The organism is Mobilicoccus caccae (genome assembly GCF_030161635.1).
In the GTDB taxonomy this organism is placed as follows: Bacteria; Actinomycetota; Actinomycetes; order Actinomycetales; family Dermatophilaceae; genus Mobilicoccus; species Mobilicoccus caccae.
The window spans coordinates 2,501,636-2,525,154 of the sequence record NZ_BSUO01000001.1; the positions used below are offsets into that span (position 1 = coordinate 2,501,636).

The following is a 23,519-nucleotide window of genomic DNA, read 5'->3' on the forward strand; positions in this document are numbered from 1 at the left end:
ATGAACGTCGAACCCGTGGTGGACGGTGGGGCCTACCCGACCGCCGCCGTGACCGGGGAGGACGTCGTCGTCTCCGCGCGGGTGTTCCGCGAGGGCCACGACGCCGTCAACGCCTCGGTCGTCCTGACGGCTCCGGACGGCACCGAGCACCTCGTCCCCATGACGTGCCGCAACGTGGGGCTCAGTCTGTGGGACGCCACGGTGCGCGCCGACCGCACCGGCCTGTGGCGCTTCCGGGTCGAGGGGTGGTCCGACCCGTACGCCACGTGGAACCACGACGCCACCATCAAGATCGAGGCGGGCGTCGACGTCGAGGTCATGCTCGAGGAGGGCGCCCGCGTCATCGAGCGGTGCCTCGCCGAGACCGACCGCTCCGAGCGGGCCCGTGCTCTGCTGACCGCCGCGGTCACCGGGTTGCGCGACACGTCCCGCACGGTCGACGAGCGCCTGGGTGCGGGCATCGCCGGCGACGTCGCCCACGAGCTCACCGCCACCCCGCTGCGCGACTACGTCTCCCCCAGCGAGGAGTTCAGCCTGCTGGTCGAGCGCGAGCGGGCGCTCTACGGCGCCTGGTACGAGTTCTTCCCGCGCTCCGAGGGCTGCTACTTCGACGAGTCCACGCAGAAGTGGGTCACCGGCACGCTGCGGACGGCGGCGAACCGTCTGCCGGCCGTCGCCGACATGGGCTTCGACATCATCTACCTCACGCCCGTGCACCCCATCGGCAAGGTCAACCGCAAGGGCCCCAACAACACCCTGACCGCCGGGCCGGAGGATCCGGGCAGCCCGTACGCCATCGGCAGCGTCGACGGCGGCCACGACGCCATCGAGCCGACCCTGGGCGACTTCGACGACTTCGACTTCTTCGTCGCCGAGGCGGAGCGCAACGGGCTCGAGGTCGCCCTCGACATCGCCCTGCAGTGCGCCCCCGACCACCCCTGGGTTACCGAGCACCCCGAGTGGTTCACCACGCGCGCCGACGGCACGATCGCGTTCGCCGAGAACCCGCCCAAGAAGTACCAGGACATCTACCCCCTGAACTTCGACAACGACCCGGCGGGCATCTACGCCGAGGTGCGGCGTGTCATCCAGGTGTGGATCGACCACGGCGTCAAGATCTTCCGCGTCGACAACCCGCACACCAAGCCGGTGCAGTTCTGGCAGTGGCTCATCGCCGACGTGGCCGCCGAGCACCCCGACGTGATCTGGCTGGCCGAGGCGTTCACCAAGCCGGCCATGATGGCGACGCTGGCCAAGGTCGGCTTCCAGCAGAGCTACACCTACTACACGTGGCGCAACGAGAAGGACGAGCTCGTCGAGTACATGGAGGAGCTGTCCGGCCCGGCCGCCGCGTACATGCGCCCCAACTTCTGGCCGACGACGCACGACATCCTCACGCCGTACATGCAGTTCGGCGGGCCCACCGCGTGGAAGCTGCGCGCGGCCCTCGCTGCCACTCTCGTGCCCTCCTACGGCATCTACGCCGGGTACGAGCTGCTCGAGAGCGTGCCGCGGCCCGGTGTCGAGGAGCAGATCGACAACGAGAAGTACCAGTTCAAGAACCGCGAGTGGGAGCGCTACGCCCCCGGCGGTGACCGCGAGGGCGAGCTGTGGATGGCCGACTGGCTGCGCAAGCTCAACGAGATCCGTCGGGAGCACCCCGCCCTGCACCACCTGCGCAACTTCCGCGCGCACACCGTCGAGGACGACACCGTCCTGTGCTTCTCCAAGCGGCGCGTCATGGGCGGGCAGGAGGACACGATCATCGTGGTGGCGGGCCTCGACCCGCACACCACCCGCGAGACCTGGGTCCACCTCGACCTCGACGAACTCGGCCTCACGCCGGGCAGCGATTTCGTGGCCAAGGACCTCATCACGGGGCAGTCGTGGCAGTGGGGTGAGCACAACTACGTGCGCCTCGGTGTGGACGCCGAGCCCGTGCACATCATCCACGTCCGGAGGTTCGAAGACCGATGACAGCCAACCACCTTCAGCACAGCCAGGGCATCGGTTACGACCCCGAGTGGTTCCGCACGGCGGTCTTCTACGAGGCCCTCGTCCGAGGCTTCGCCGACTCCAAGGGCTCGGGCAGCGGTGACTTCACCGGGCTCATCGGCAAGCTCGACTACCTCCAGTGGCTGGGGATCGACTGCCTGTGGATCCCGCCGTTCTACGCCTCACCCCTGCGCGACGGCGGGTACGACATCAGCGACTACACGGCCGTGCTGCCCGAGTTCGGCACCCTGCCGGAGTTCCGCGAACTCATCACGCAGGCACACGCGCGCGGCATCCGCATCCTCATCGACTTCCCCGTCAACCACACCAGCGACCAGCACCCGTGGTTCCAGGCGAGCCGCTCCGACCCCGAGGGCCCGTACGGCGACTTCTTCGTGTGGAGCGACGACGACACGAAGTACGGCGACGCCCGCATCATCTTCGTCGACACCGAGGTGTCCAACTGGACCTTCGACCCCGTGCGCCGGCAGTTCTTCTGGCACCGGTTCTTCTCCCACCAGCCCGACCTCAACTTCGAGAACCCCCAGGTGCGCGAAGCGATCCTCGACGTCGTCCGGTTCTGGATGGAGCTCGGTGTGGACGGCGCCCGGCTGGATGCGATCCCCTACCTCTTCGAGGAGGAGGGGCACAACGGGGAGAACCACCCCAAGACGCATGACTACGTCGCCGAGATCCGCAAGATGGTCGACGAGGAGTTCCCCGGCCGCATCCTGCTGGCCGAGGCCAACCAGATGCCGCACGAGGTCGTCGACTACTTCGGCACCGAAGAGCGGCCGGAATGCCACATGTGCTTCCACTTCCCCGTGATGCCGCGCCTGTTCCGCTCGCTGCGTGAGGAGAAGGCGACGCCGATCATCGACGTGCTGGCCGAGACCCCGCCGATCCCCCCGGGCACCCAGTGGGGCACGTTCCTGCGCAACCACGACGAGCTGACCCTGGAGATGGTGACGCCCGAGGAGCGTTCGGCGATGTACTCCTGGTACGCCCTGGACCCCCGGATGCGCGCCAATGTCGGCATCCGTCGACGGCTCGCTCCGCTGCTGGACAACAGCCGCGCCGAGATCGAACTCATGCACGCGCTGCTGCTGTCGCTGCCGGGCTCGCCGTACCTCTACTACGGCGACGAGATCGGCATGGGCGAGAACATCTGGCTCGAGGACCGCGACGCCGTGCGTACCCCGATGCAGTGGACACCCGACCGCAATGCGGGCTTCTCCACCGCCGACCCGGGCAAGCTCTACCTGCCCGTCATCCAGTCACTCGTCTACCACCACAACAACGTCAACGTCGAGGCGCAGATGGCGCACAGCTCCTCGCTGCTGCACTGGGTGCGGGCGATGCTGCACATCCGCAAGGAGCACCCGGTGTTCGGCCTCGGCACGTTCGAGGTGCAGGAGGTCGACAACGACGCGCTGCTGGCGTTCGTCCGTGAGCTCGACGATCGGGGCGAGGACGTCGACGAGGTCGTCCTGTGCGTCAACAACGTGTCGTCCCGTCCGCAGGCGGGCACGATCCGGCTGCCGCAGCGGTTCGCCGGCGCGAGCCTCAAGGACCTCTTCGGCGGCACGGGCTTTCCCACGGTCGGCGACGACGGCAGCGTCACATTGACGTTGGGCTCGCGCGACTTCTTCTGGCTCGCCGTGGCGGTGGCGTGATGGCGAAGATCTACGACGCGGCACTCTTCCCGACCAAACTCGAACTCCTCGAACGCTGGATGGGGTTCCAGCGCTGGTACACGAGCACGCGCACCCCGGTGCTCCGTCGGCTCGGTGGCTACCGGCTCGACGACCCCGAGGGCGAGGTGGGCATCGAGACGCTGATCGTCGCCGACGAGTCGGGTCCGACGCCGGTGGTCTACCAGGTACCGGTGACCTATCGCGACGCCCCGTTGGTCGGTGCCGAGCGAGCGTTGATCGGCACCCTGGAGCACAGCGTGCTGGGCACCCGATACGTCTACGACGCCCCGCACGACCCGGTGTTCACCGCTCGCCTGCTGGCGCTGCTCACGGGTGAGGACCGCGCCCAGCACGCCACGCAGTCCTACACCCTCGACGGCGACACGACGGGCCGGCCGCTGGACCCCTCCGACACCCGCACGGTCACGGCCTCGAGGGTGATGACGGGTGAGCAGTCGAACACCTCGATCATCATGGAGACGCAGACGGCCGACGGCAGCTCGCTGCCCGTGATCTGCAAGCTCTTCCGGGTGTTGCAGCACGGGGAGAACCCCGACGTCGAGCTGCAGACCGCCCTCGCCCAGGCCGGTAGCGATCTCGTGCCGGCACCGCTGGGGTCGGTCTCCGGGGTCTGGCGCGACCCCGAGGTCGAGGGCGCGCAGGCGGCGGGTCCGTTCGCGTTCGCGAGCGAGTTCCTGCCCGGCACCCAGGACGCGTGGCGGGTCGCCCTGGGGGCCGCGCGCAGCGGCACCGACTTCACCGACCGCGCGCGGGCGCTCGGCGAGACGACGGCCAAGATCCACGTCGCCCTGGCCTCCGCGCTGCCGACGCACGACGCCGGCCGCTCCGAGAAGCAGAACCTCCGGCGTTCCTTCGGTGACCGCAGAAGCGAGGCGTTGGCCGAGCACGAGGAGTTGCGCGGCCTGGAGCGGCAGATCGAGGCCATCGAGAACCGCGGTGTCGAGGCCGAATGGTCGGCGCTGCAGCGCATCCACGGCGACTACCACCTGGGCCAGGTGCTCGATGTGCCCGACCGCGGCTGGGTGGTCCTCGACTTCGAGGGCGAGCCCCTGCGACCGATGTCCGAGCGGATCGAGCCGGATCTGCCCCTGCGCGACGTCGCCGGCATGCTGCGCTCGTTCGACTACGTCGCGGGCATCATCGCCGAGGAGGCCTCACGCCGGGCTGATTCTGACGACTCCGCGAGCGCCGACTCCGGCGACGCCGACTCCGGCGACGACGCCCCGAGTGCGAGCGCCGAGGACGGTCGCGCCTGGGCGGACGCCGCGAGGGAGGCGTTCCTCGACGGCTACGCCCGTCACGGGGCCGACCCCCGCGACCCGCAGACCGCGGCATTGCTCGCGGCACTCGAACTCGACAAGGCTCTGTACGAGGTCGTCTACGAGGCCCGCAACCGTCCCGCCTGGGTCGGCATCCCCGCCGGTGCCGTCCAGGCCCTCTGTGAGCAGCACCAGTCAGCGGTCGACACCCCGACCGACGGTCCGAGGACCGACACCACCACCGCCCGAAGGAGCGTGACGCCGGTGTCCGAACCCACCGACCCCACGACAGGACGCATCGACCCCACCGGGTCGACCGAGCCCGCCGACTCGACCGACCAGATCCCCACCGCGTCACCGGACGCCGGGGAGACCCCCGAGGTGAGCGCTGCTTCGACCGGCGCGATCGCCTCGGCCACCTCCGACACCTCCGAGGCCTCTGAGGCCTCTGACCCCTCCGATACCTCGGTCGCCGAGCAGGAGCCGCCGGAGGCCGTCGTCCCCGGAGCCCGGCACGTGCATCTGCACGAGATCGACCTGCTCGTACGCGGCGGACACGGCGACCCCCACAGCATCCTCGGTGCTCACCCGCACGGGAACGGCACCACGATCCGGGCCCTGCGCCCGCTCGCCCGCTCCGTCGTGGTCGAACTGCCCGGTGGCAAGCGGCAGGACATGGTCCACGAGCACGAGGGCGTCTGGCTCGCGCACATCGACGACCGGCTGAGCGCCTACCGCTTGCTCGTGACCTACGCCGACGGCGAGGAACTGCGTCAGGACGACCCCTATCGGTTCTGGCCGACTGTCGGCGAGATCGACCTGCACCTCATCGGGGAGGGGCGCCACGAGGAGCTGTGGAAGGTCCTCGGCTCCCACCTGCGCGACTATCCCGGGGGTGAGCTGGGCGAGGTGCACGGCACCTCGTTCGCCGTGTGGGCGCCCAATGCCCGGGCGGTGCGCCTGGTCGGCGACCACAACAGCTGGGACGGCCGGGCTCACCCCATGCGGGCGCTCGGGAGCAGCGGCGTCTGGGAGCTGTTCGTGCCGGGGCTGGGCGAGAACACCCGGTACAAGTACGAGATCCTCGGCCGTGACGGGTACTGGCGTGCCAAGGCCGACCCGATGGCCCGCGCCACGGAGTGCCCGCCGGCCACGGCCTCGGTCGTCACGCAGTCGCGGTACGAGTGGAACGACGCCTCCTGGTTGGACGAGCGGGCCGAGCACGTCGAGCCGCACAACCGCCCGATGAGCACCTACGAGGTCCACCTCGGGTCGTGGCGTCAGGGATTGTCCTATGTCGAACTCGCCGAGCAGCTCGTCGACTACGTCTCCGACCTGGGCTTCACCCACGTGGAGTTCCTCCCGGTGGCCGAGCACCCCTACGGGCCGAGCTGGGGCTACCAGGTGACGGGCTACTACGCCCCGACCTCCCGCTTCGGCTCCCCCGACGAGTTCCGCTACCTCGTCGACAAGCTCCACCAGGCGGGCATCGGCGTCATCCTCGACTGGGTGCCGGCGCACTTCCCCAAGGACGCGTTCGCCCTGGGCCGGTTCGACGGCGAGCCGCTGTACGAGCACGCCGACCCCCGGCGCGGCGAGCACAAGGACTGGGGCACCTACATCTTCGACTTCGGTCGTCCGCAGGTGCGCAACTTCCTCGTCGCCAACGCCTGCTACTGGATCGAGGAGTTCCACATCGACGGCCTGCGGGTCGACGCGGTGGCCTCGATGCTGTACCTCGACTATTCGCGCGAGGACGGCGAGTGGTACCCCAACCAGTTCGGTGGTCGCGAGAACCTCGAGGCCGTGCAGCTCCTGCAGGAGACCAACGCGACGCTGTACCGCCGCTACCCCGGCGCTGTCACGATCGCCGAGGAGTCCACGAGCTGGGGCGGAGTCACCAAGCCGACGTACATGGGCGGACTCGGGTTCGGTCTGAAGTGGAACATGGGCTGGATGCACGACTCGCTCGGGTACGTGGAGCTGGCGCCGATCTACCGCCAGTACCACCACCATCAGGTGACGTTCTCCATGGTGTACGCCTACAGCGAGAACTTCGTCCTGCCGATCAGCCACGACGAGGTCGTCTACGGCAAGGGCTCGATGCTGCGCAAGATGCCCGGCGACCGGTGGGAGCAGTTGTCCAACCTGCGGGCCTACTACGCGTTCATGTGGAGCCACCCGGGCAAGCAGTTGCTGTTCATGGGTAGCGAGTTCGCGCAGGAGAGCGAGTGGGCCGACGCCCGTAGCCTCGACTGGTGGCTCACCGAGCACGAGCCGCACCGCGGCATGCAGGCGTTGATCCGCGACCTCAACGGGCTGTACTCCTCGCGGCCGGCGCTGTGGGAGCTCGACAACGACTTCGAGGGTTTCTCCTGGATCGACGCGAACGACGCGAGCGGAAACACCTACTCGTTCTTGCGTTTCGGCAAGGCGGACGAGCGGGGCGACCGTGCGGTGATCGCCTCGGTCATCAACTTCAGCGGCATGGAGCACCACCAGTACCGGATCGGGCTCCCCGTCCGGGCGTGTGGCGCGAGGTGCTCAACACCGACTCGGAGGTCTACGGCGGAGCCGGGGTGGGCAACCTCGGCGAGGTCACGGCCGAGGACGTGCCGTGGCACGGTCAGCCGTACTCAGCGCTCATCACCATGCAGAAGCTGTCGGCGGTGTGGTTCGAGCCGGTCGAGAACGGCGACGGTGATGAGGCGCAGGCTCAGACCCCGGGCGTCCCGCGCCCCGAGCTGAGCCGCACGCCGGTCGTCGAGGACGAACCCGTCCGCAGCAGCCTGTCGGAATCCGAACTGCGCGAACCACGCACGGGATCCGAGAGCGAGACCGAACGGGTCGAGGGCCTGAGCTGACGCAAGCGTGGTGAACGCGGGCGTCCGGAGATGATCCGGGCGCCCGCGTTCGTCGTCGTGGGGTGAGGTGTTCAGGCGGGTGTGTCAGGGTCGGTCCCATGAGGCTCGATTCGCTCGACGGCGCCCGAGTGACGCTGCGGCCCCTGGGGTATCAGTTCGAGACGGTGCCCCCCGTGGCGGACGACGTCTGGGATGCAGATGCGAACTGGCTGACCGTGCGCGGCGAGGTCGTCCTGGCCGACGGCCGCTCCTGGGCGTTCACGGACCCCTGTCTCACGACGTTCGAGGGCCGGCGGCTCGGGGCGTGGCTCGAGGGTGTCATCGCGGGAGAGGTTCGGCCGGCGCCGCTGGACGAGGACGACGAGCGGGGGCCGTGTTCCTCGAGCCCGTCATCGCGTTCAGCCTCGCGGAGCGGGACACCACGGCGGTCACCCTGCGGGTGCACCTCTCGCTCGAGGCCCTGCCCCCGTGGGCGACCGGCACCGAGAAGCCGGAGATCTTCGCGTACTGGGTCGAGATGAGATGCCCGGTGGAGACCCTCGAATCGGCCCTCCTGGAGTGGAACACCGAGCTGGAGAGCTTTCCCGTGCGGGGACCCGGCCCCCAGGTCTGAGCTGATCCCACACCGCAAGAAAAGCGTTGAACGGGTGTCGGTGGTGGTGGCTACCGTGAACGCATGAGCGCATCGGACCCTCGGTCCTCCACCGAACCCACGGCACCATCCATCGGTGCCGTGCCCGGCGCCACCACCCCTGATCTCCTCGATCCGACCGCTGTCGACACCTCCGTGCGCTCTCCGGCCGAGCGTCGGCGCACCTTCTGGCAGATCCTGCTCAACACCGCCCTGGCCAACGTCACCACGAGCTATCTGTGGTTCGCACTCACGTTCTGGATCTACCTGGCCACCCGCAACGTCATCGCCACCGGCGTCATCGGCGGGGCGTTCATGCTGCTCATCGCGGTCACGAGCATCAGTTTCGGCACGTTCGTCGACCGGTTTCGCAAGCTCGCGGTCATGCGTTTCGCCGGCGGGTTCACCCTCGCCGCCTTCGCGGTGGCCGGCGGGATCTACCTCGCCACGCCGGTCGACTCCCTCGTCCGTCTCGACCGGCCGTGGTTCTGGGCGTTCGCGTTCGTGGTCCTCACCGGCGCCGTCGTGGAAAACCTGCGCAACATCGCCCTGTCCACCACGGTCACGATCCTCGTCGACCCCGAGGAACGCGCCAACGCCAACGGCCTGGTCGGCATGGTGCAGGGCATCGCGTTCATGGTCACCTCGGTGCTGTCCGGGTTGTCGGTGGGCTTTCTCGGCATGGGGTGGACGCAGGTGGTCGCCCTCACGCTCACGGCCATCGCCTTCGCCCACCTGTTGACCCTCCGGATGCCGGAGGAGCGCCGCCCGGCCGCCGGCGACGCCCAGGGCGCCTTCGACCTCGCGGGTTCGTGGCGGGCGGTGAGTGCGGTCGCCGGTCTGTTCGCGCTCATCCTGTTCTCCACGTTCAACAACTTCGTCGGCGGCGTCTACATGGCGCTCATGGACCCATACGGCCTCGAACTGTTCTCGGTGCAGGCCTGGGGCGGCGTCTTCGCGCTGGCCTCGACGGGATTCCTCGTGGGTGGCGCGCTCGTCGGCAAGTTCGGACTCGGCCCCAACCCGCTGCGCACGATGCTGCTGGGGGTCGTGGTCATGGGCGTCATCGGCGCCGGTTTCGCCATCCGCGAATGGGCCTGGCTGTACGTCCTCGGCATTTGGCTCTACATGGCCATCGTGCCGCTGGTCGAAGCCGGCGAGCAGACCGTCATCCAGCGCGTCGTCCCCCTCGAACGCCAGGGTCGCGTCTTCGGTTTCGCCGGGGCGTTCGAGGCGGGAGCCGCGCCGATCACGGCCTTCCTCATCGCCCCCATCGCGCAGTTCTGGATCATCCCGTTCGCCCGCACCCCTCACGGCGCGGTGGCGCTCGAACCACTGCTCGGCACAGGCACCTCGCGCGGCATCGCGCTGATCTTCCTCGGCGCCGGCGCCCTCATCGTCGCCGCCGCGCTGCTCGCGTTCCTCACGCCGGTCTATCGCGAGGTCTCCGCCGCCTACGCACGCACACGTGCCGAGGACCTGGCGGCCAAGGCTGCTGCTCCACCACAGGCACCCCTACGAGACTGACGGCCCCCGACTGACCACCCCGCGTCTGCCCCTCACGCGTGGGCGCGGCGGTAGGCCTCGAGGACGTCGGCACGGATCCGGCCCCGATCGGACACGGTCAGCCCCACACTCACGGCCCATCGCCGGACCTGCGCGGGTGTGGGCTGGGCGGCGACCTGCGCGGGCGTGCCGCGACGTGCGCTGCTGTCGCCGACCTCCGCGGCGAGCGGCCCGGCCGAGGACAGCGCCAGCACTCGACGTTCGGCGTCGATGCCGGCCGCCTGTTCGGTGAGGGCGGCGCCGAAGAACCGGTAGGTCCACTCCTGCGCCAGTGGGCGGGAGTCCGCGAAGAACACCGGCACACCGGGAAAGCGCACGGCGCACTCCGCGAGTCCCTCCGCGACGGAGGAGGGCCGCACGTGTTTCAGCCCGAACACGGCCGAGTAGCGATCCTCGACGACGACGGCGCCGTGCCCCACCGTGGCCAATTCGGCGAGGACATAGCGCAACCGGCCGCTCGTCAGGGTGGAGACGAGGTCGTCCAGGGACTTGCGTTCCACGGCGGCGACCACCCGACCGTCGGCCTCGACCGCGTAGTCCCCCACGTCCAGGTGGCGCTTGACCGTCGTCGCCTTCTGGGCCGCGAAGCGCCAGCCGTACCGTTCGTGGGAGTCGACCAGGATGGTCATGTCCGCGATGCCGCTCGCGCGGGCCGTCGGGACGGTCAGTCCGGGACGGGCCATCTTGGCGGTGCGGTTGCTCTGCCAGAAGATCGCCTCACGGCCGCCGCGCACGCGGGTGAACACGAACTGCGACCGGTTCTCCCGACTGCGGTCGAGCACGAGGTCGATCGACGCACCGCGACGGGTGCACGACCGCACCGGAACCCGCTGCACGATGGTGGGGTCGGCGGGCCAGGTCGTGGGGTGGCAGTACACCTTGGCCGTGCGCGGCCAGACCTCCTTGACCTTGAGCACGACGCCCTCGCGCCCCAGCGGCAGACGCACGAGGTAGGGCAGCGTCGTCTCCTCTTCGGGATTGACGGCGATGACGAAATCGTCGGTCACGGTGGAAAGCCTAGGACGCTGCCGGCCGGATCGGGACGCCGGCGCGGCTGATCGACAGTCTTCCCGGCTCCGACAACGCCACGACTCGGCGGACCCTGGGCGGGCGGGCCCCGGCCTAGAGTGGGCCATGGTGGATCGAGTCGACGGCGACTTGATGTCCGAGGAAGCCCCGCGACTGAGCGAGGTGCGGAGGATCGAACTGCTGCGCGGCTCCTGGGGATTGGCGGCCGACGTGCTCAAGGCTCTGCCCAGTGAGCGCGACCTCAACGTCATGGTGGACGACGCCTACGTGCTCAAGGTGACGAACCCGGCCGAACCCGATGCCATCGTCGAGATGGAGGTGGCGGCGATGGCGCACGTCGCCGAGGCCGATCCGGATCTTCCGGTCCCGCGCACCGTCCCGGACCGGGCCGGCGAACTGTTGCACGAGATCACCGACGACACGGGGCGACGGTGCCTCGTGCGGCTCATCACGATCGTGCCGGGAGAGATGTCGGAGGGCCTGCCGATCGACGAAGACCTGGCCGAGCAGGTCGGGCGCGTCACGGCACGGATGAGCCAGGCGCTGGCGGGTTTCTTCCACCCGGCCGCGGGGGACGCGGCCTCGACTGGGATCCGCGCCAGGTGGGTGCCGTCGCCGAGCGGAGCCGGGCCTCCGGGCACATGACCGACGACGATCCCCTCGCTGCCCTGGTCGCCCGGCTCGAGCCGGCCATGGCCGCCACCCGTGTACTGCCCGCCGCGGTGCAACACGCGGACGTGACCCTCACGAACGTGCTGGTCACCGACGGCGCGATCACCGGCATCGTCGACTTCGGCGACATGCACCACACACCGTTCGTCGCCGACGTCGCGGCGTCGCTCACCTCGGTGCTGCGCAACACGGCGGCCGAGCAGCCCTGCACGACCTGGCAGCTGGCCGGCGCGTACCTCCGCGGCTACCAGCGGCATCGACTCCTGACCCGCGCCGAGGTGGACGTTCTGGGTGAGCTCATCCTGGCTCGGATGGTGGTCAGCACGCTGATCTCGCGGACGCGCGCGGCCGTGCACGTGGACAACACCGACTACATCACCCGCTACGACGCCGCCAACGAGCGCGTGCTCGGCGCGCTCACCGCGCTCACTCCGGCCGAACTCGCGGCACGCTTCCACCGCCTGGCCGGCACCGGAGATCCCGCGATCCCGGTCGAGGAGGTGCCCGCTCGGCGCGCGGCCGCGATGGGAGGGCGAGCCGCGCCCCTGTTCTACCGGCAGCCGCTGCACATGGTGGAGGGAGACGGACCCTGGCTCGTCGCCGCCGACGGTCGCCGCTACCTCGACGCGTACAACAACGTCGCCGTCGTGGGGCACGGCGACCCCGTCGTGACCAACCGGATCACCCGGCAGCTGAACCGGCTGAACACGAACTCGCGTTACCTGCACGCCGGCATCGTCGAGCTGGCTGAGCGCTTGCTGGCGACGATGCCCGACGGCCTGGACACCTGCCTGTTCACCACGTCGGGCACGGAGGCCAACGAACTCGCCTGGCGGCTGGCGACCGAGGCCACCGGTGGCGACGGCGCGCTGATCGTGGAGCGCTCCTACCACGGCACCACCAAGTGGATGGCCGACCTCAGCTCCAACGAGTGGCCGCCCGGACACCGGCCCTCCCGGGTCGCACGATTCCCCGCCCCGCGGGGACCGGGTCAGGACGCCGAAACCGCCTCCCGAGGTGTGCGGGACGCGACCGCCGACCTGGCCGAACGCGGGCACCGTCCGGCCCTGCTGCTGGCGGACTCGGGCTTCACGAGCGAGGGCGTGCACGACGCTCCGGCGAACTGGTTCCATGGCCTGGCCGACGCCACTCGCGAGGCCGGGGCGCTCTACCTGGCCGACGAGGTGCAGATCGGTTACGGACGCACCGGCCCGTTGTTGTGGCGCTTCCGTCAGGCGGAGGTCACGCCGGACTTCGTCACCCTCGGCAAACCGATGGGCGCGGGGTACCCGATCGGTGCCATGATCACCCGCCGTGAGCTCGTGGATCGCTTCGCCGAGAAGTACGAGTACTTCTCCACCTTCGCGGCGACGCCGGCGGCGGCCGCCGCCGGGTTGGCGGTGCTCGACGTGCTCGCCGAACGCGAGCTCCCGCAGCAGGCCGTCGAGGTGGGCGCGCATCTCGTCGACCGCCTGGCGGCACTCGCCGAAACCTCCCCCTGTTGGGTCAGGTGCGCGGCGTCGGTCTCGTCGCAGGCGTCGACATCGTGGCTCCTCACCGCGACGGGCTGACCCCTCGCGACACGGGTGCCCAGCTCGTGGAGCTGCTCGTCGAGCGGGGCGCACTGGCCGGTCTGACCGGGCCGGGCGGCGCGACGCTCAAGGTCCGGCCGCCGCTGGTGTGGGAGCACACGCACGCGGACCTGTTCGTCGACCTGCTGGCGGATGCGTTGGGCGCCCTCTAGATGTACTGACCGGGGACGTTGGTCAATCGGGAGATGGGCGGCTGGTAGTCGCAGGCCGTGTGCGGCCGGTGGTGGTTGTAGTGGTGGAGCCAGTCAGCGAGTGCGTCGCGACGCTCCTGCTCGCTGGTGTAGCAGCGAGCGTAAGCCCATCCGTCGGCCATTGTGCGATGGAAGCGTTCGACCTTGCCGTTGGTTTGCGGCCGGTAGGGGCGGGTCCGCTTCGGGGTGATGGACAGCTCCTCGCAGGTGCCGCGCCACAGGTGCGAGCGGTAGGCACCGCCATTGTCTGATAAGACTCGTTCGACAGTGACGCCACGATCGGTGAACCACTCGACCGCACGGTGCAGCACAGCGACCGCAGTGGTGGCGGTCTCGTCGTCGTGGGCCTCGGAGTACGCCACTCGTGAGTGATCGTCGATCACGGTGTGGATGAAGGCGTACCCGAGCTTGGGATCGCGCCACTTGTTCTTCGGCTTGTCGGGGGTGGCGGAACGGTTCTTCTCTCCTTGGCGGCGGCCCACGTAGCGCCAGCCACCGCCATCGGGGATGTTCCCGAACTTCTTCACGTCTACATGGACGAGGGAGCCAGGGTAGCGGTGTTCGTACCGGCGAACTAGCTCGCCAGTGGCGCGGTCGAGGTAAGCAAGTCGGTTCAATCGAGCCGAGCGCAGGATGCGGTGCACGGTCGATGGAGCGACACCGACGCGCACGGCGAGCTGAACCGGTCCTTCTCGCAGCCTCATTCGCAGGCTGATACAGCGCTTCGTGACCGCGAGCGATGTCTTGGTCGGTGAGTTCTTCGGGCGCGAGGACCTGTCCTGCATGGACTCGCCGGACAGATAGCGGTCTACCCAACGCTTCACGGTGGGCCACGACACCTGGAACCGGGCTGCGATCTCGCTGATCGGCCATCCTTCGTCGACGACGAGGCGGGCGACCTTGAGTCGGTGGCGAGGTGTGAGAGCGGCGTTCGCGTGCGTCGTCATCGGACCGGCTCCCACTGGAAGCGCCACCGGCCAACGAGAGCAGCGACGGCGAGTACAACGCACAGAAGAAACACCGGCATGATCATGGCGGCTAGTGGGTCGCCGTCCCACGCGTGTTGAGCGGCTTCGACGAACCAACGGACGGGTGAATACTTAACGATCTGCTGAATCGCCGACGGCATCGCCGCCAATGGCGTAAAGGCTCCGGATGTGAGCATGAGCAGGATCATGAGCACGTTCCCTATGCCCGTAGCGGCAGTGGCGGACGGATAGAGCGCAGCAAGCGCGCAACCCACTGCGAGGAAGGTGCTGAGCCCGATGAGGCACACGGCCAGGACACCTGGGACGTGGCTAGGCATGGGCACCCCGAAAACCCCGATCCCAATCGCCAAAGCGGTGAGCATGCCCGCAATACCTACGACGAAGTGCACGGTGAGGCTCGCTGCGATGAAGGTGGAACGACGCAGCGGCGTAAGACTCAGGCGTCGGAGTGCGCCCGTGTCACGAAGGGTCAGCATCGCCACGGGCACCTGGAGGACCCCGGTCATGGCGAGAACAAGAGAGGCGAAGGCGGGCAGGGTCGCATCGAGGAATCCCCGTCCACCGAACTCCGGTCGCGGATCGTTACCGAAGATCACACCCAAGGCCAGCACCAAAACCGGCGCGAAACCGAAAGAGAAGAACAGGCCTACAGGGTCGCGGCGCTGGGAGCGCCATAGGGCTTTGAGAAGGGCTCGATATGCGTTCATGCCGCCTGCTCCTCGGTGGTGATGTGTCGACCGGTGAGGGCCAGGAAGACGTCTTCAAGGCCGGGGGTCGTCGTGCTCATGCTCGTTACGGTGATGCGGTGTGCCGCCAGTGCAGCAAGGACGCCCTGCAGCCCGTCCGCAGTGCCGCGGATGGTCAGTTCCCGTCCCTCTGTTCGAGCGCTGGTCACGCCAGGAACTCCGTTGAGGTCGAACTCTGCGCTAGGCGACGCCGACAGGATGAGCTTCGCCGTGGTTTCGCCGGCGTGTTGCTGGATGAGGGAAGCCACTGTGTCCAAAGCAACCAACCGGCCGTGGTCGATGATGGCTACACGGTCGCATAGCCGTTCGGCCTCCTCCATGTAGTGGGTTGTGAGAACGACCGTTGCACCGCTATCGCGGACGTGCTCGACGGTGTCCCACATGTTTCGACGTGACTGAGGATCGAGAGCGGTGGTGAGCTCGTCCAAGAAGGCGAGCTGGGGACGGTTGATCAAGGCGAGGGCGACGAACACTCGTTGACGCTCCCCACCCGAGAGCCTGTCAACGCGGGCGTTGGCCTTGTCCTTGATCCCCAGATCCTTCAGCAGTTCGCGCCAAGGCCGCGGACGCTCGTAGAGGGCGGAGTAGAGCTCGAGGGCGTCCTGCACAGTGAGGCGAGGTGGCAGGGCCGCGCTTTGCAGCTGGACCCCAATTTGCTGAGCCAACGAGTGCTGGTCCTTGATGGGGTCGCAGCCGAGCACCTCGACGTGCCCAGACGAGGGGCGGTCCAGTCCTTCCAGGCAGTTCAACAGGGTCGTCTTACCAGCACCATTCGGGCCCACGACCCCGAAGATCTCTCCTTCGCGGACCTTGAAGGAGACGTCTTCGAGGGCAGTGAAGCTGCCGAAGTTGCGGCTGACAGCCGCACAGCTCACGACATTCTTCATCCCTCATCACCCTCGGAGTCCACGGGGGCCTGATGGCTAGGCATCGCCTGCATGACGATCTGATCGAGCGTCTCCTGGCGCATCAAAGCGATCCCTTGGTTCGCGTCAGCGAGCAGGAGCAGGGTGTCGCCCGGGTGAATATCGAAGAGCTCCCGCGCACCCTTGGGGATGACGACCTGTCCCTTGGGGCCGACCTTGACCGTCGCGGCGTACTTGCCCGGTGGGGGCGTTTGATCCATGTCCATGCTGACCTCCTGGTTGGTGCCACAAGTATAACAAGTGGCACCAACCAGGAGGTGACCTCACGGCATGTAGTCGATCAACGTGTCCGGTCAGTACAGCTAGCCCTCCTCCGACTCCAGGCCGGACAGGACTCCTCGCAGCTGGTCGGTGAAGGGCGGTAGGTCCAGCTGAGCCGTCGCCAGGGCATCGGCGTCGAGGCCGGCCACGGTCGAGGCCGGCCACGATGGTCATGGCCCCTTCGGCGGCGTCGATCATCTCCGCGACGAGCAGCACTTCACGCCGCATACAGAACCCGCGCCTCACCGAGGACCGTGTCGCGGATCCGTTTCGTGCACGGCTCGGCGGGATACGAGGTCGACCCGGCGCCCGAGGACGACGGACAACTCGGCCGCGAGATCCTCCACAGCCCACCCGATGAACTCTCCCCACCGCCCAGGTGATCCTGCAGGGCAGCTCTGTGGTCCGGATCAGCGCGTCGCCACCAGATCCCGAAAACGGTCACCTTGTATCAGCACATGTCCGCGCATGACGCGCATGGCCTCGTCCTCGTCCCCGGCCCGGATGGCTCCGGCGATGGCGTGATGTTCACCCATGGACTGCCGGACGCGGCCGAGCGCACGGAGCTGGCGACGCCGATAGGGCTGCAGCATCGCCTGCAGGCGCAATGCCTCCCGCTCGAGGAACTCGTTGTGCGCGGCCGCATAGATGGCGTGATGGAACGCGGTGTTCTCGTGGTAGTAGCGATCCGGGTCGCCCGCCTCCGCAGCGGCATCGCAGGCCGCGAGCGCCGCGTCGATACGGGTGACGTCCTCCGCGGTGGCGCGGCGGCACGCGAGACGGCTGCACAGCGCCTCGAACTCCGCCATGACCTCGAAGCGCTCGGTGAGCTGAGCGACCGACAACTCCTCCACGTACGTGCCCCGCTTGGGCATCACCCGCACGAGCCCGGAGGCCTCCAGCGCATGCAGGGCCTCGCGGACGGGCGTGCGCGAGCATCGGTAGGTCACCGCGAGGGCGTCCGGGTCGATCCGATCCCCCGGGGACAGGGTCCCGTCGACGATCGCGTTCTCCAAGGCGTGGCGGATCTTCTGCGCCGCCGGCGTCGTGGCCATGGCGCCCCCTCCCGTCGTTCCCGGTCGTTCTCAGCATACGAGCGAGCCATTGTTAAACCCAACGCATGACCTCTTGTATATAACAGAGTCACTGATATATATCCGAACGCAGGAGGTGTCTCATGGCCGAGAACCGCGTGCCCTACCTCGTCGACTTCGTCGAGGCCATCACCCGACGCACCTGGACGCGCGGGGTGCCTGCATCCATGTCGCGGGACGAGGTGACCGCCCAGGCGCTCGCCCGTTCCCCGCTGGAGCGGGTGACCGCAGCAGCCACCGCCCTCATGGGCCGGGGCGGGGACGCGGCGCGGATCGCCGTCGCCGAACAGGCCCTGACGGCCTACTCCGAGCTCGACGAGGACGGGCGCCGAACGTTCTTCGCCCTGCTCCGCGACGAGTTCGGGGTCGACGACGAGGACGTCCACCGCGCATACGAGGCGTGGTCGGGCGATCCGTCCGCGGTCCACACGGCGCAGCTGGTGGCCGTGGTCGAACCCCGACGACAGGAGCTCCTGCGCCGGTTGAACCTCACTCCCGGAGCGACTCCGCGCCTCGTGCAGATGCGCGCCGACCTCCTGCAGGCCCAGCGGGACGATCCGACGCTGGCCGCGGTCGATCAGGACTTCGCCCACCTGTTCGCCTCGTGGTTCAACCGCGGATTCCTGCGCATGCGTCACATCGACTGGTCGACGCCCGCGGCCACGCTCGAGAAGATCATGGGGTACGAGACCGTCCATCCGATGCGCGACTGGGACGACCTGCGACGTCGCCTTGAGCCCAAGGACCGCCGGCTGGACGCCTTCTTCCATCCGGCGACGGGCGATGAACCACTGATCTTCGTCGAGATCGCCCTGACCCGCTCGGTGCCGGATTCCATCGCCGAGATCCTCACCGCCCCTGTGCCGGAGGAGCCCGTCGACGCCGACACCGCGGTGTTCTACTCGATCAACAACACCCAGGCCGGGCTGAAGGGAGTGTCGTTCGGCAACTTCCTCATCAAGCAGGTGGTCGCCGACCTCGCCGCCGAACTACCCGGTCTACGCACGTTCGTCACCCTCTCGCCCGCACCGGGATTCGCGGCCTGGCTGGGCGCGAGCACGGATCCGGGTGACGCCGAACTCAGCGCCCGACTCTCCGCCGGCGACTGGGTGTCGGACTCCGCAGCGATCGCCGAACTCCGCCCGTTGGTGGAAGGGGCTGCCGCGCGCTACATCGTCACCGCCCGCGACGACCGCGGCCGACCCGTCGATCCCACCGCCCGCTTCCACCTGGGCAACGGTGCATCGGCGTGGCGGGTCAACTGGCCGGCGGACCTGTCGCCCACCGCACTGCGCCGTTCACACGGCCTGATGATCAATTACCACTACGAACCGGCGGCCATCGAGGCCCAGCACGAGGCCTTCGTGCGCGACGGCACGGTCGCGCACTCCGACCGGCTCGCCGACGCGCTTCGGCGCTGATCAGGCGCACCCGTCCCCACCGGGGCGCACCCATCCGCCGGCGCCCCGATTCGTTCTCGCTCCCACGTCCCTCGGACGCCGAACCATCGAAGGATTCGCCATGCCCACGATTCACGACAGCTTTCTGGCTTCCACCCAGGCCCACCCCGACAAGGCCCTGTTCGAACGCCCCGGCCGCCCGGACATCACCTACGCCGAGGCCCGCGACGTCGTCGAGCGTTTCGCCGGTGCGCTCACCTACATCGGCGTCCGACCCGGTGATCGGGTGGCCGTGCAGGTCGACAAGAGCCCCGAGGCGATCTGCCTCTACCTGGCCACGCTGCAGGTCGGCGGCGTCTTCCTGCCCCTCAACACCGCCTACACCGGGTCGGAGATCGACTACTTTCTCGAGGACGCCTCGCCGCGACTGTTCGTCTGCTCGCCCGAGACGCTGGTCGATCATCGGGCACGGGCGCACGACGCGATGGCCGTGGAAAGCCTCGGCGCCGACCGCGACGGCTCACTGATCGCTCGCACCGAATCAGTTACTCCCCGTACCGATGCCGTCGACCGCGACCTGGCCGACCACGCCGCGATCCTCTACACCTCGGGCACGACCGGCCGGTCGAAGGGCGCGGTCCTCACCCACGGCAACCTGGCCTCCAACTGCGCGGCGCTCCTGGAGTGCTGGCGCTTCACGGCCGACGACCGGTTGATCCACGCCCTGCCGATCTTTCACACGCACGGGCTCTTCGTCGCCGCGAACATGGCGATCGCCGCCGGCGCCACGATGATCTTCCTGTCGAAGTTCGACCCGGAGCAGGCCATCGACCTCATGCAGGACGCGACCGTCCTCATGGGCGTACCGACCTTCTACACCCGCCTGCTGAAGTCCGAGCGGCTCTCGCCCGAGACGACGGCCGGGATGCGCCTGTTCGTGTCGGGATCGGCGCCGCTCCTGGCGGAGGACCACCGTGCGTTCACCGAGCGCACGGGCCAGACGATCCTCGAGCGCTACGGCATGACGGAGACGTGCATGATCACGTCCAACCCCTACGACGGCGAGCGCATCGCGGGCGCGGTCGGAATGCCGTTGCGGGACGTGGAGATCCGCGTCACCGACCGCGAGACCGGCGCCCCGGTCGACACGGGCGGCATCGGCATCGTCGAGGTGCGCGGACCGAACGTCTTCGAGGGGTACTGGCAGATGCCGGAGAAGACCGCGGAGGAGTTCCGCGACGACGGATTCTTCATCACCGGCGACATGGGCCGGATCGACGCGGACGGATATCTGCGGATCGTCGGCCGCGACAAGGACCTCGTCATCTCGGGCGGCTACAACGTCTATCCCAAGGAGATCGAGGACGCGATCGACGCCCTGCCCGACGTCCTGGAGAGCGCCGTGATCGGCCTCCCCCACGCCGACCTGGGCGAAGGCGTGACCGCGGTCGTCGTGCCCAAGGCCGGTGAACACGTCGACCCCGACGAGATCATCGCCGCCCTCGCGGGGAGCATGGCGCGCTTCAAGCAGCCCAAGCGCGTCCTCACCGTCGAGGAGCTGCCCCGCAACGTCATGGGCAAGGTGCAGAAGGCCGAGCTCCGCAAGACCTACGCCGACCTGTACTCGACATGACACCCTCCTCCACCCGCCCCTCGAGCGGAGCGCCGGAGACGGCCCGCTCGTCCCCCTCCTCCTGGAAAGACCGGACATGATCATCTATGGAGTCGTCGTGCTGGCGGCCTGTCTGCTGGCGGGCATGTTCGTCGGTGAGTTGCTGGGCGTCCTGGTCGGCGTCGAATCCAACGTCGGCGGAGTCGGTTTCGCCATGCTGCTGCTCATCTTCGTCACCGACCGGCTGCGCAAGCGCGGCAAGTTCGCGCCGCTCAGCGAACAGGGTGTTCTCTTCTGGAGCGCCATGTACGTCCCCATCGTCATCGCCATGGCGGCCATCCAGAACGTCGTCGCAGCGGTCGCCGGCGGCCCGGTGGCGCTGACAGCCGGTGTCGGCGCGACGCTCCTGAGCGCCGCCCTGGTTCCCGTCCTGTCCCGGATCGGCGGACGCGCCGACCCACTGCCCCCGTCGACGGAGGTGGACTGACATGGAACTCCTGACCACGGTCCTGACCAAGAACGGCCTGCTGTTCGCGTTCCTCGTCGTCGGCCTCATCATGATGGCCAGCTACTTCTTGTCCGACCGCCTGACGCGCGGGCGGCTGCACGGCTCCGCCGTCGCCGTGATCATCGGCCTCGTCCTGGCGTACGTCGGCGGCACCGTCACCGGCGGTGAACACGGCCTGGCGGACATCCCCGTCTTCGCCGGGATGGCCATCATGGGCGGGGCGATGCTCCGCGACTTCGCGATCGTGTCGACCGCGTACGGCGTCGACCTGGCGGAGATCCGGCGCGCCGGCCTGGCCGGCGTCGTGTCCCGGCTGCTCGGCATCCTCGTGTCCTTCTTCTTCGGCGCGATCATCGCCCTGTTGTTCGGGTACAGCGACGCCGTCAGCATGGCGACGATCGGCGGCGGAGCGGCCACGTACATCGTGGGACCGGTCACCGGTTCGGCCCTCGGCGCGAGCTCGGGGGTGATGGCGCTGTCCGTGGCCGCCGGGCTGATCAAGGCGGTCCTCGTCATGGTGGGGACCCCGCTGATGGCCCCGTACATCGGTCTGAACAACTCCAAGTCGGCGATGGCGTTCGGCGGACTCATGGGCACGACCAGTGGCGTGGCCGCCGGGCTGGCGGCCACGGACAAGCGACTCGTGCCGTACGGCGCGATGACCGCCACGTTCTACACGGGCCTCGGCTGCCTGCTGGGCCCGTCCCTGATCTACCTGGTCATCCGCGCGATCATGGGCGGCTGAGCCGGCGCAGGGGGCGCGCACCCTCCTGGTCCGCACAGGTCAGCGGCGCCAGGTCGTCGGGTCGCCTGCGGTCTCGTCGGGGTTCAGTCCCCACGCGTCGGCGACGAGTTCGAGGGTGCGGTTGTTCGTGGCCGTGTCCGGGCCCCTGACCAGGAGCATCAGCTCGTCGGCCTGCGCCTGCTCGGCGAAGGCGGCGAGGTACTCGGCGACCTGTTCGCCGGTGCCGACGCCGTAGTGGTCGAGCATCGAGGCGTAGTGCCGACCGGCAGGTGAATCCATCAACCGGGCGATCTCCTCGTCGTCGGCGGCGCGCCCGTTGAAGTGCATCGCCAGGACGTGCTGACCGACCATGTCCCGCTGGATCCGCCTCGCGTCTCCCTCGGTGTCGGCGGCGGTCACGTTGAGAGCTGCGATGACGTACGGCTCGGACATCACGGCCGACGGCTCGAAGGAGTCACGGTAGAGGGCCACGGCCTGCTCGAGCATCGGCGGGAAGAGGTGCGAGGCGAAGGAGTACGGAAGCCCGAGTTTCGCCGCGAGTCGTGCTCCGTAGAGCGAGGATCCGAGGACGTAGAGCGGCACCGTCCCCCGGCCGGGGACGGCCTGGACACCCGGGAGGAGGGACTCACCGCTGAGGTAGCCGGCGAGTTCGAGGATGTCGGACGGGAAACTCGCGGCGCCGTCGAGCGGGCGGCGTAGGGCGCGGGCGAGGGTCGTGCGATCGGTCCCGGGTGCCCGCCCGAGGCCCAGGTCGATGCGACCGGGGTACATCTCCTCTAGGGTGCCGAACTGCTCGGCGACGAGGTAGGGCGCGTGGTTGGGCAGCATGACGCCTCCCGCACCGAGCCGGATCGTCGAGGTCTGGGCGGCGACGTGGGCGATGACCAGCGCCGGGACGGCGGACGCCACCGACGAGGTGTTGTGGTGCTCGGAGTACCACACCCGGGAGTAGCCGAGGCGTTCCGCCGTACGGGCCATCTCGACGGACCGCCGAAATGCGTCAGCGGGACGCTCGCCGTCGGAGAAGCTCGAGAAGTCGACGAGGGACAGGGGTGTGCGCGCGGTCATGAGGCCCTCAGCGGCCCGTCGCCGAGGACACGAGGTCGCTGCCGGCCGGCGCGGTCCCCTCGGCCACTGCGGACCGCCACGCGGCGGTGGTGGCGACGGCCGCGAAGTTCGAGTTGAGCAGGGTCATGATCGCCTCGTGAACCTGCCGGGCATCGACGGAACCCGCGGAGTTGGAGAGGGCGACGGCACCCGTGGCATCCGAGAGCACCTCGACGGCGATCCCACGCGGTTCAGCATCCGCCGCCGTGCCGAGGATGCAGTTGTTCGTCATGTACCCGACCAGCGTGACGACGTCGATCTCGTTCTCCCGCACCCATTCAGCGAGGTCGGTCTCCGGAAAGACGCTGGCCACCGACTTGGTGACCTGCTTCCATGAGTCGGTGACCCGCGCCGCGAGCTCAGGGTGCAACTGCTGCCCCTCCGAGCCGGCGGCGAACACGGGAAACCCCTCGGGTGCCTCATGGCGGACGACGGCGATCGGAAGCCCGGCCTCCTCGGCGACATCCACCGCCCGGAGGATGTTGGCCAGGGATTCCTCGCGCGGCGGGTAGGAGATGGCGAGAGGGCCGTCGAAGTACTCCTGCTGGACGTCGACCAGGATCAGGGCCCGGCGTGGTGAGGTCATCAGATCGCTCCTGAGCGTGAGGGGGCTG

Annotated in this window: 19 protein-coding genes and 3 pseudogenes; 14 read left to right on the top strand and 8 right to left on the bottom strand. The window is 68.8% G+C overall.

What is annotated here, in order from left to right; all coding sequences use genetic code 11:
* From QQK49_RS12245 to QQK49_RS12265, 6 genes and pseudogenes are all read left to right on the top strand, one after another.
* On the top strand, positions 1-1,977 hold the full coding sequence (locus QQK49_RS12245) for an alpha-1,4-glucan--maltose-1-phosphate maltosyltransferase (protein WP_431310535.1): 1,977 nt from the start codon (positions 1-3) through the stop codon (positions 1,975-1,977).
* Entirely contained in the window at positions 1,974-3,671 is a 1,698-nt protein-coding gene (gene treS, locus QQK49_RS12250; RefSeq protein ID WP_284304168.1) for a maltose alpha-D-glucosyltransferase, read from the top strand. The genes QQK49_RS12245 and treS overlap by 4 nt, the downstream gene beginning before the upstream one ends.
* Positions 3,671-7,836, top strand: a pseudogene (gene glgB / locus QQK49_RS12255) (1,4-alpha-glucan branching protein GlgB). The gene treS and the pseudogene glgB overlap by 1 nt, the downstream one beginning before the upstream one ends.
* 98 nt (positions 7,837-7,934) lie before the next feature.
* A pseudogene (locus QQK49_RS23300) lies at positions 7,935-8,156 on the top strand (WapI family immunity protein); the annotation flags it as partial.
* Between the two features lie 53 nt (positions 8,157-8,209).
* On the top strand, positions 8,210-8,449 hold the full coding sequence (locus tag QQK49_RS12260) for a WapI family immunity protein (RefSeq protein ID WP_284304169.1): 240 nt from the start codon (positions 8,210-8,212) through the stop codon (positions 8,447-8,449).
* 63 nt (positions 8,450-8,512) lie between these two features.
* The gene (locus tag QQK49_RS12265; RefSeq protein WP_284304170.1) at positions 8,513-9,994 is read left to right on the top strand and encodes an MFS transporter; all 1,482 of its coding nucleotides are present in this window, start codon (positions 8,513-8,515) and stop codon (positions 9,992-9,994) included.
* Positions 9,995-10,026: 32 nt separating this feature from the next.
* Here the strand turns inward: QQK49_RS12265 and QQK49_RS12270 are convergent, their stop codons facing one another.
* The gene (locus QQK49_RS12270) at positions 10,027-11,040 is read right to left on the bottom strand and encodes an ERCC4 domain-containing protein (RefSeq protein WP_284304171.1); all 1,014 of its coding nucleotides are present in this window, start codon (positions 11,038-11,040) and stop codon (positions 10,027-10,029) included.
* 271 nt (positions 11,041-11,311) lie between these two features.
* On the opposite strand from QQK49_RS12270, the pseudogene QQK49_RS22835 reads away from it, so the two are divergent.
* From QQK49_RS22835 to QQK49_RS12285, 3 genes and pseudogenes are all read left to right on the top strand, one after another.
* A pseudogene (locus QQK49_RS22835) lies at positions 11,312-11,937 on the top strand (phosphotransferase); the annotation flags it as partial.
* Between the two features lie 366 nt (positions 11,938-12,303).
* Positions 12,304-13,305: an aminotransferase class III-fold pyridoxal phosphate-dependent enzyme gene (locus QQK49_RS22840; RefSeq protein WP_348536262.1), complete on the top strand. Its 1,002-nt coding sequence runs from the start codon at positions 12,304-12,306 to the stop codon at positions 13,303-13,305.
* Positions 13,281-13,478 (top strand): hypothetical protein, encoded by a 198-nt coding sequence (locus tag QQK49_RS12285; protein WP_284304174.1) that lies wholly within the window; start codon positions 13,281-13,283, stop codon positions 13,476-13,478. Before QQK49_RS22840 ends, QQK49_RS12285 begins: the two co-directional genes overlap by 25 nt.
* On the opposite strand, the gene QQK49_RS12290 is transcribed toward QQK49_RS12285, so the two are convergent.
* The 4 genes from QQK49_RS12290 to QQK49_RS12305 are packed head-to-tail and all read right to left on the bottom strand — an operon-like array spanning position 13,475 to position 16,384.
* Entirely contained in the window at positions 13,475-14,464 is a 990-nt protein-coding gene (locus QQK49_RS12290) for an IS481 family transposase (RefSeq protein WP_194559708.1), read from the bottom strand. The genes QQK49_RS12285 and QQK49_RS12290 overlap by 4 nt on opposite strands.
* Positions 14,461-15,213 (bottom strand): ABC transporter permease, encoded by a 753-nt coding sequence (locus QQK49_RS12295; RefSeq protein WP_018021351.1) that lies wholly within the window; start codon positions 15,211-15,213, stop codon positions 14,461-14,463. The genes QQK49_RS12290 and QQK49_RS12295 overlap by 4 nt, the downstream gene beginning before the upstream one ends.
* Positions 15,210-16,139 carry an ABC transporter ATP-binding protein gene (locus QQK49_RS12300; RefSeq protein ID WP_087484690.1) on the bottom strand — a complete coding sequence of 310 codons (930 nt, stop codon included), beginning with the start codon at positions 16,137-16,139 and terminating at the stop codon, positions 15,210-15,212. Before QQK49_RS12300 ends, QQK49_RS12295 begins: the two co-directional genes overlap by 4 nt.
* Positions 16,136-16,384, bottom strand: coding sequence for an AbrB/MazE/SpoVT family DNA-binding domain-containing protein (locus QQK49_RS12305; protein WP_018021349.1), 249 nt, complete (start codon positions 16,382-16,384; stop codon positions 16,136-16,138). Before QQK49_RS12305 ends, QQK49_RS12300 begins: the two co-directional genes overlap by 4 nt.
* Positions 16,385-16,693: 309 nt before the next feature.
* On the opposite strand from QQK49_RS12305, the gene QQK49_RS12310 reads away from it, so the two are divergent.
* Complete coding sequence (locus tag QQK49_RS12310) at positions 16,694-16,822, top strand: hypothetical protein (RefSeq protein ID WP_284304175.1); 129 nt, start codon at positions 16,694-16,696, stop codon at positions 16,820-16,822.
* Positions 16,823-16,849: 27 nt separating this feature from the next.
* Here the strand turns inward: QQK49_RS12310 and QQK49_RS12315 are convergent, their stop codons facing one another.
* Positions 16,850-17,494 (bottom strand): GntR family transcriptional regulator, encoded by a 645-nt coding sequence (locus QQK49_RS12315; protein WP_284304176.1) that lies wholly within the window; start codon positions 17,492-17,494, stop codon positions 16,850-16,852.
* A 122-nt stretch (positions 17,495-17,616) separates the two neighbouring features.
* Here QQK49_RS12315 and QQK49_RS12320 point away from each other — a divergent pair, with 122 nt between their 5' ends.
* The 4 genes from QQK49_RS12320 (at position 17,617) to madM (ending at position 21,798) form a co-directional block, all read left to right on the top strand.
* On the top strand, positions 17,617-18,954 hold the full coding sequence (locus tag QQK49_RS12320; RefSeq protein ID WP_284304177.1) for a malonyl-CoA decarboxylase: 1,338 nt from the start codon (positions 17,617-17,619) through the stop codon (positions 18,952-18,954).
* Positions 18,955-19,054: 100 nt separating this feature from the next.
* A complete protein-coding gene (locus QQK49_RS12325; protein ID WP_284304178.1) occupies positions 19,055-20,566 on the top strand; it encodes a malonate--CoA ligase in 1,512 nt (503 codons plus the stop codon).
* A 76-nt stretch (positions 20,567-20,642) separates the two neighbouring features.
* Complete coding sequence (gene madL / locus QQK49_RS12330) at positions 20,643-21,032, top strand: malonate transporter subunit MadL (protein WP_284304179.1); 390 nt, start codon at positions 20,643-20,645, stop codon at positions 21,030-21,032.
* A 1-nt stretch (position 21,033) separates the two neighbouring features.
* Positions 21,034-21,798 (top strand): malonate transporter subunit MadM, encoded by a 765-nt coding sequence (madM, locus tag QQK49_RS12335; protein ID WP_284304180.1) that lies wholly within the window; start codon positions 21,034-21,036, stop codon positions 21,796-21,798.
* Positions 21,799-21,837: 39 nt separating this feature from the next.
* Here the strand turns inward: madM and QQK49_RS12340 are convergent, their stop codons facing one another.
* Together QQK49_RS12340 and QQK49_RS12345 are read right to left on the bottom strand one after the other, a co-directional pair.
* Entirely contained in the window at positions 21,838-22,866 is a 1,029-nt protein-coding gene (locus tag QQK49_RS12340) for an LLM class flavin-dependent oxidoreductase (protein WP_284304181.1), read from the bottom strand.
* Between the two features lie 7 nt (positions 22,867-22,873).
* Positions 22,874-23,491: an isochorismatase family protein gene (locus tag QQK49_RS12345; RefSeq protein WP_284304183.1), complete on the bottom strand. Its 618-nt coding sequence runs from the start codon at positions 23,489-23,491 to the stop codon at positions 22,874-22,876.
* Positions 23,492-23,519: the final 28 nt, after the last annotated feature.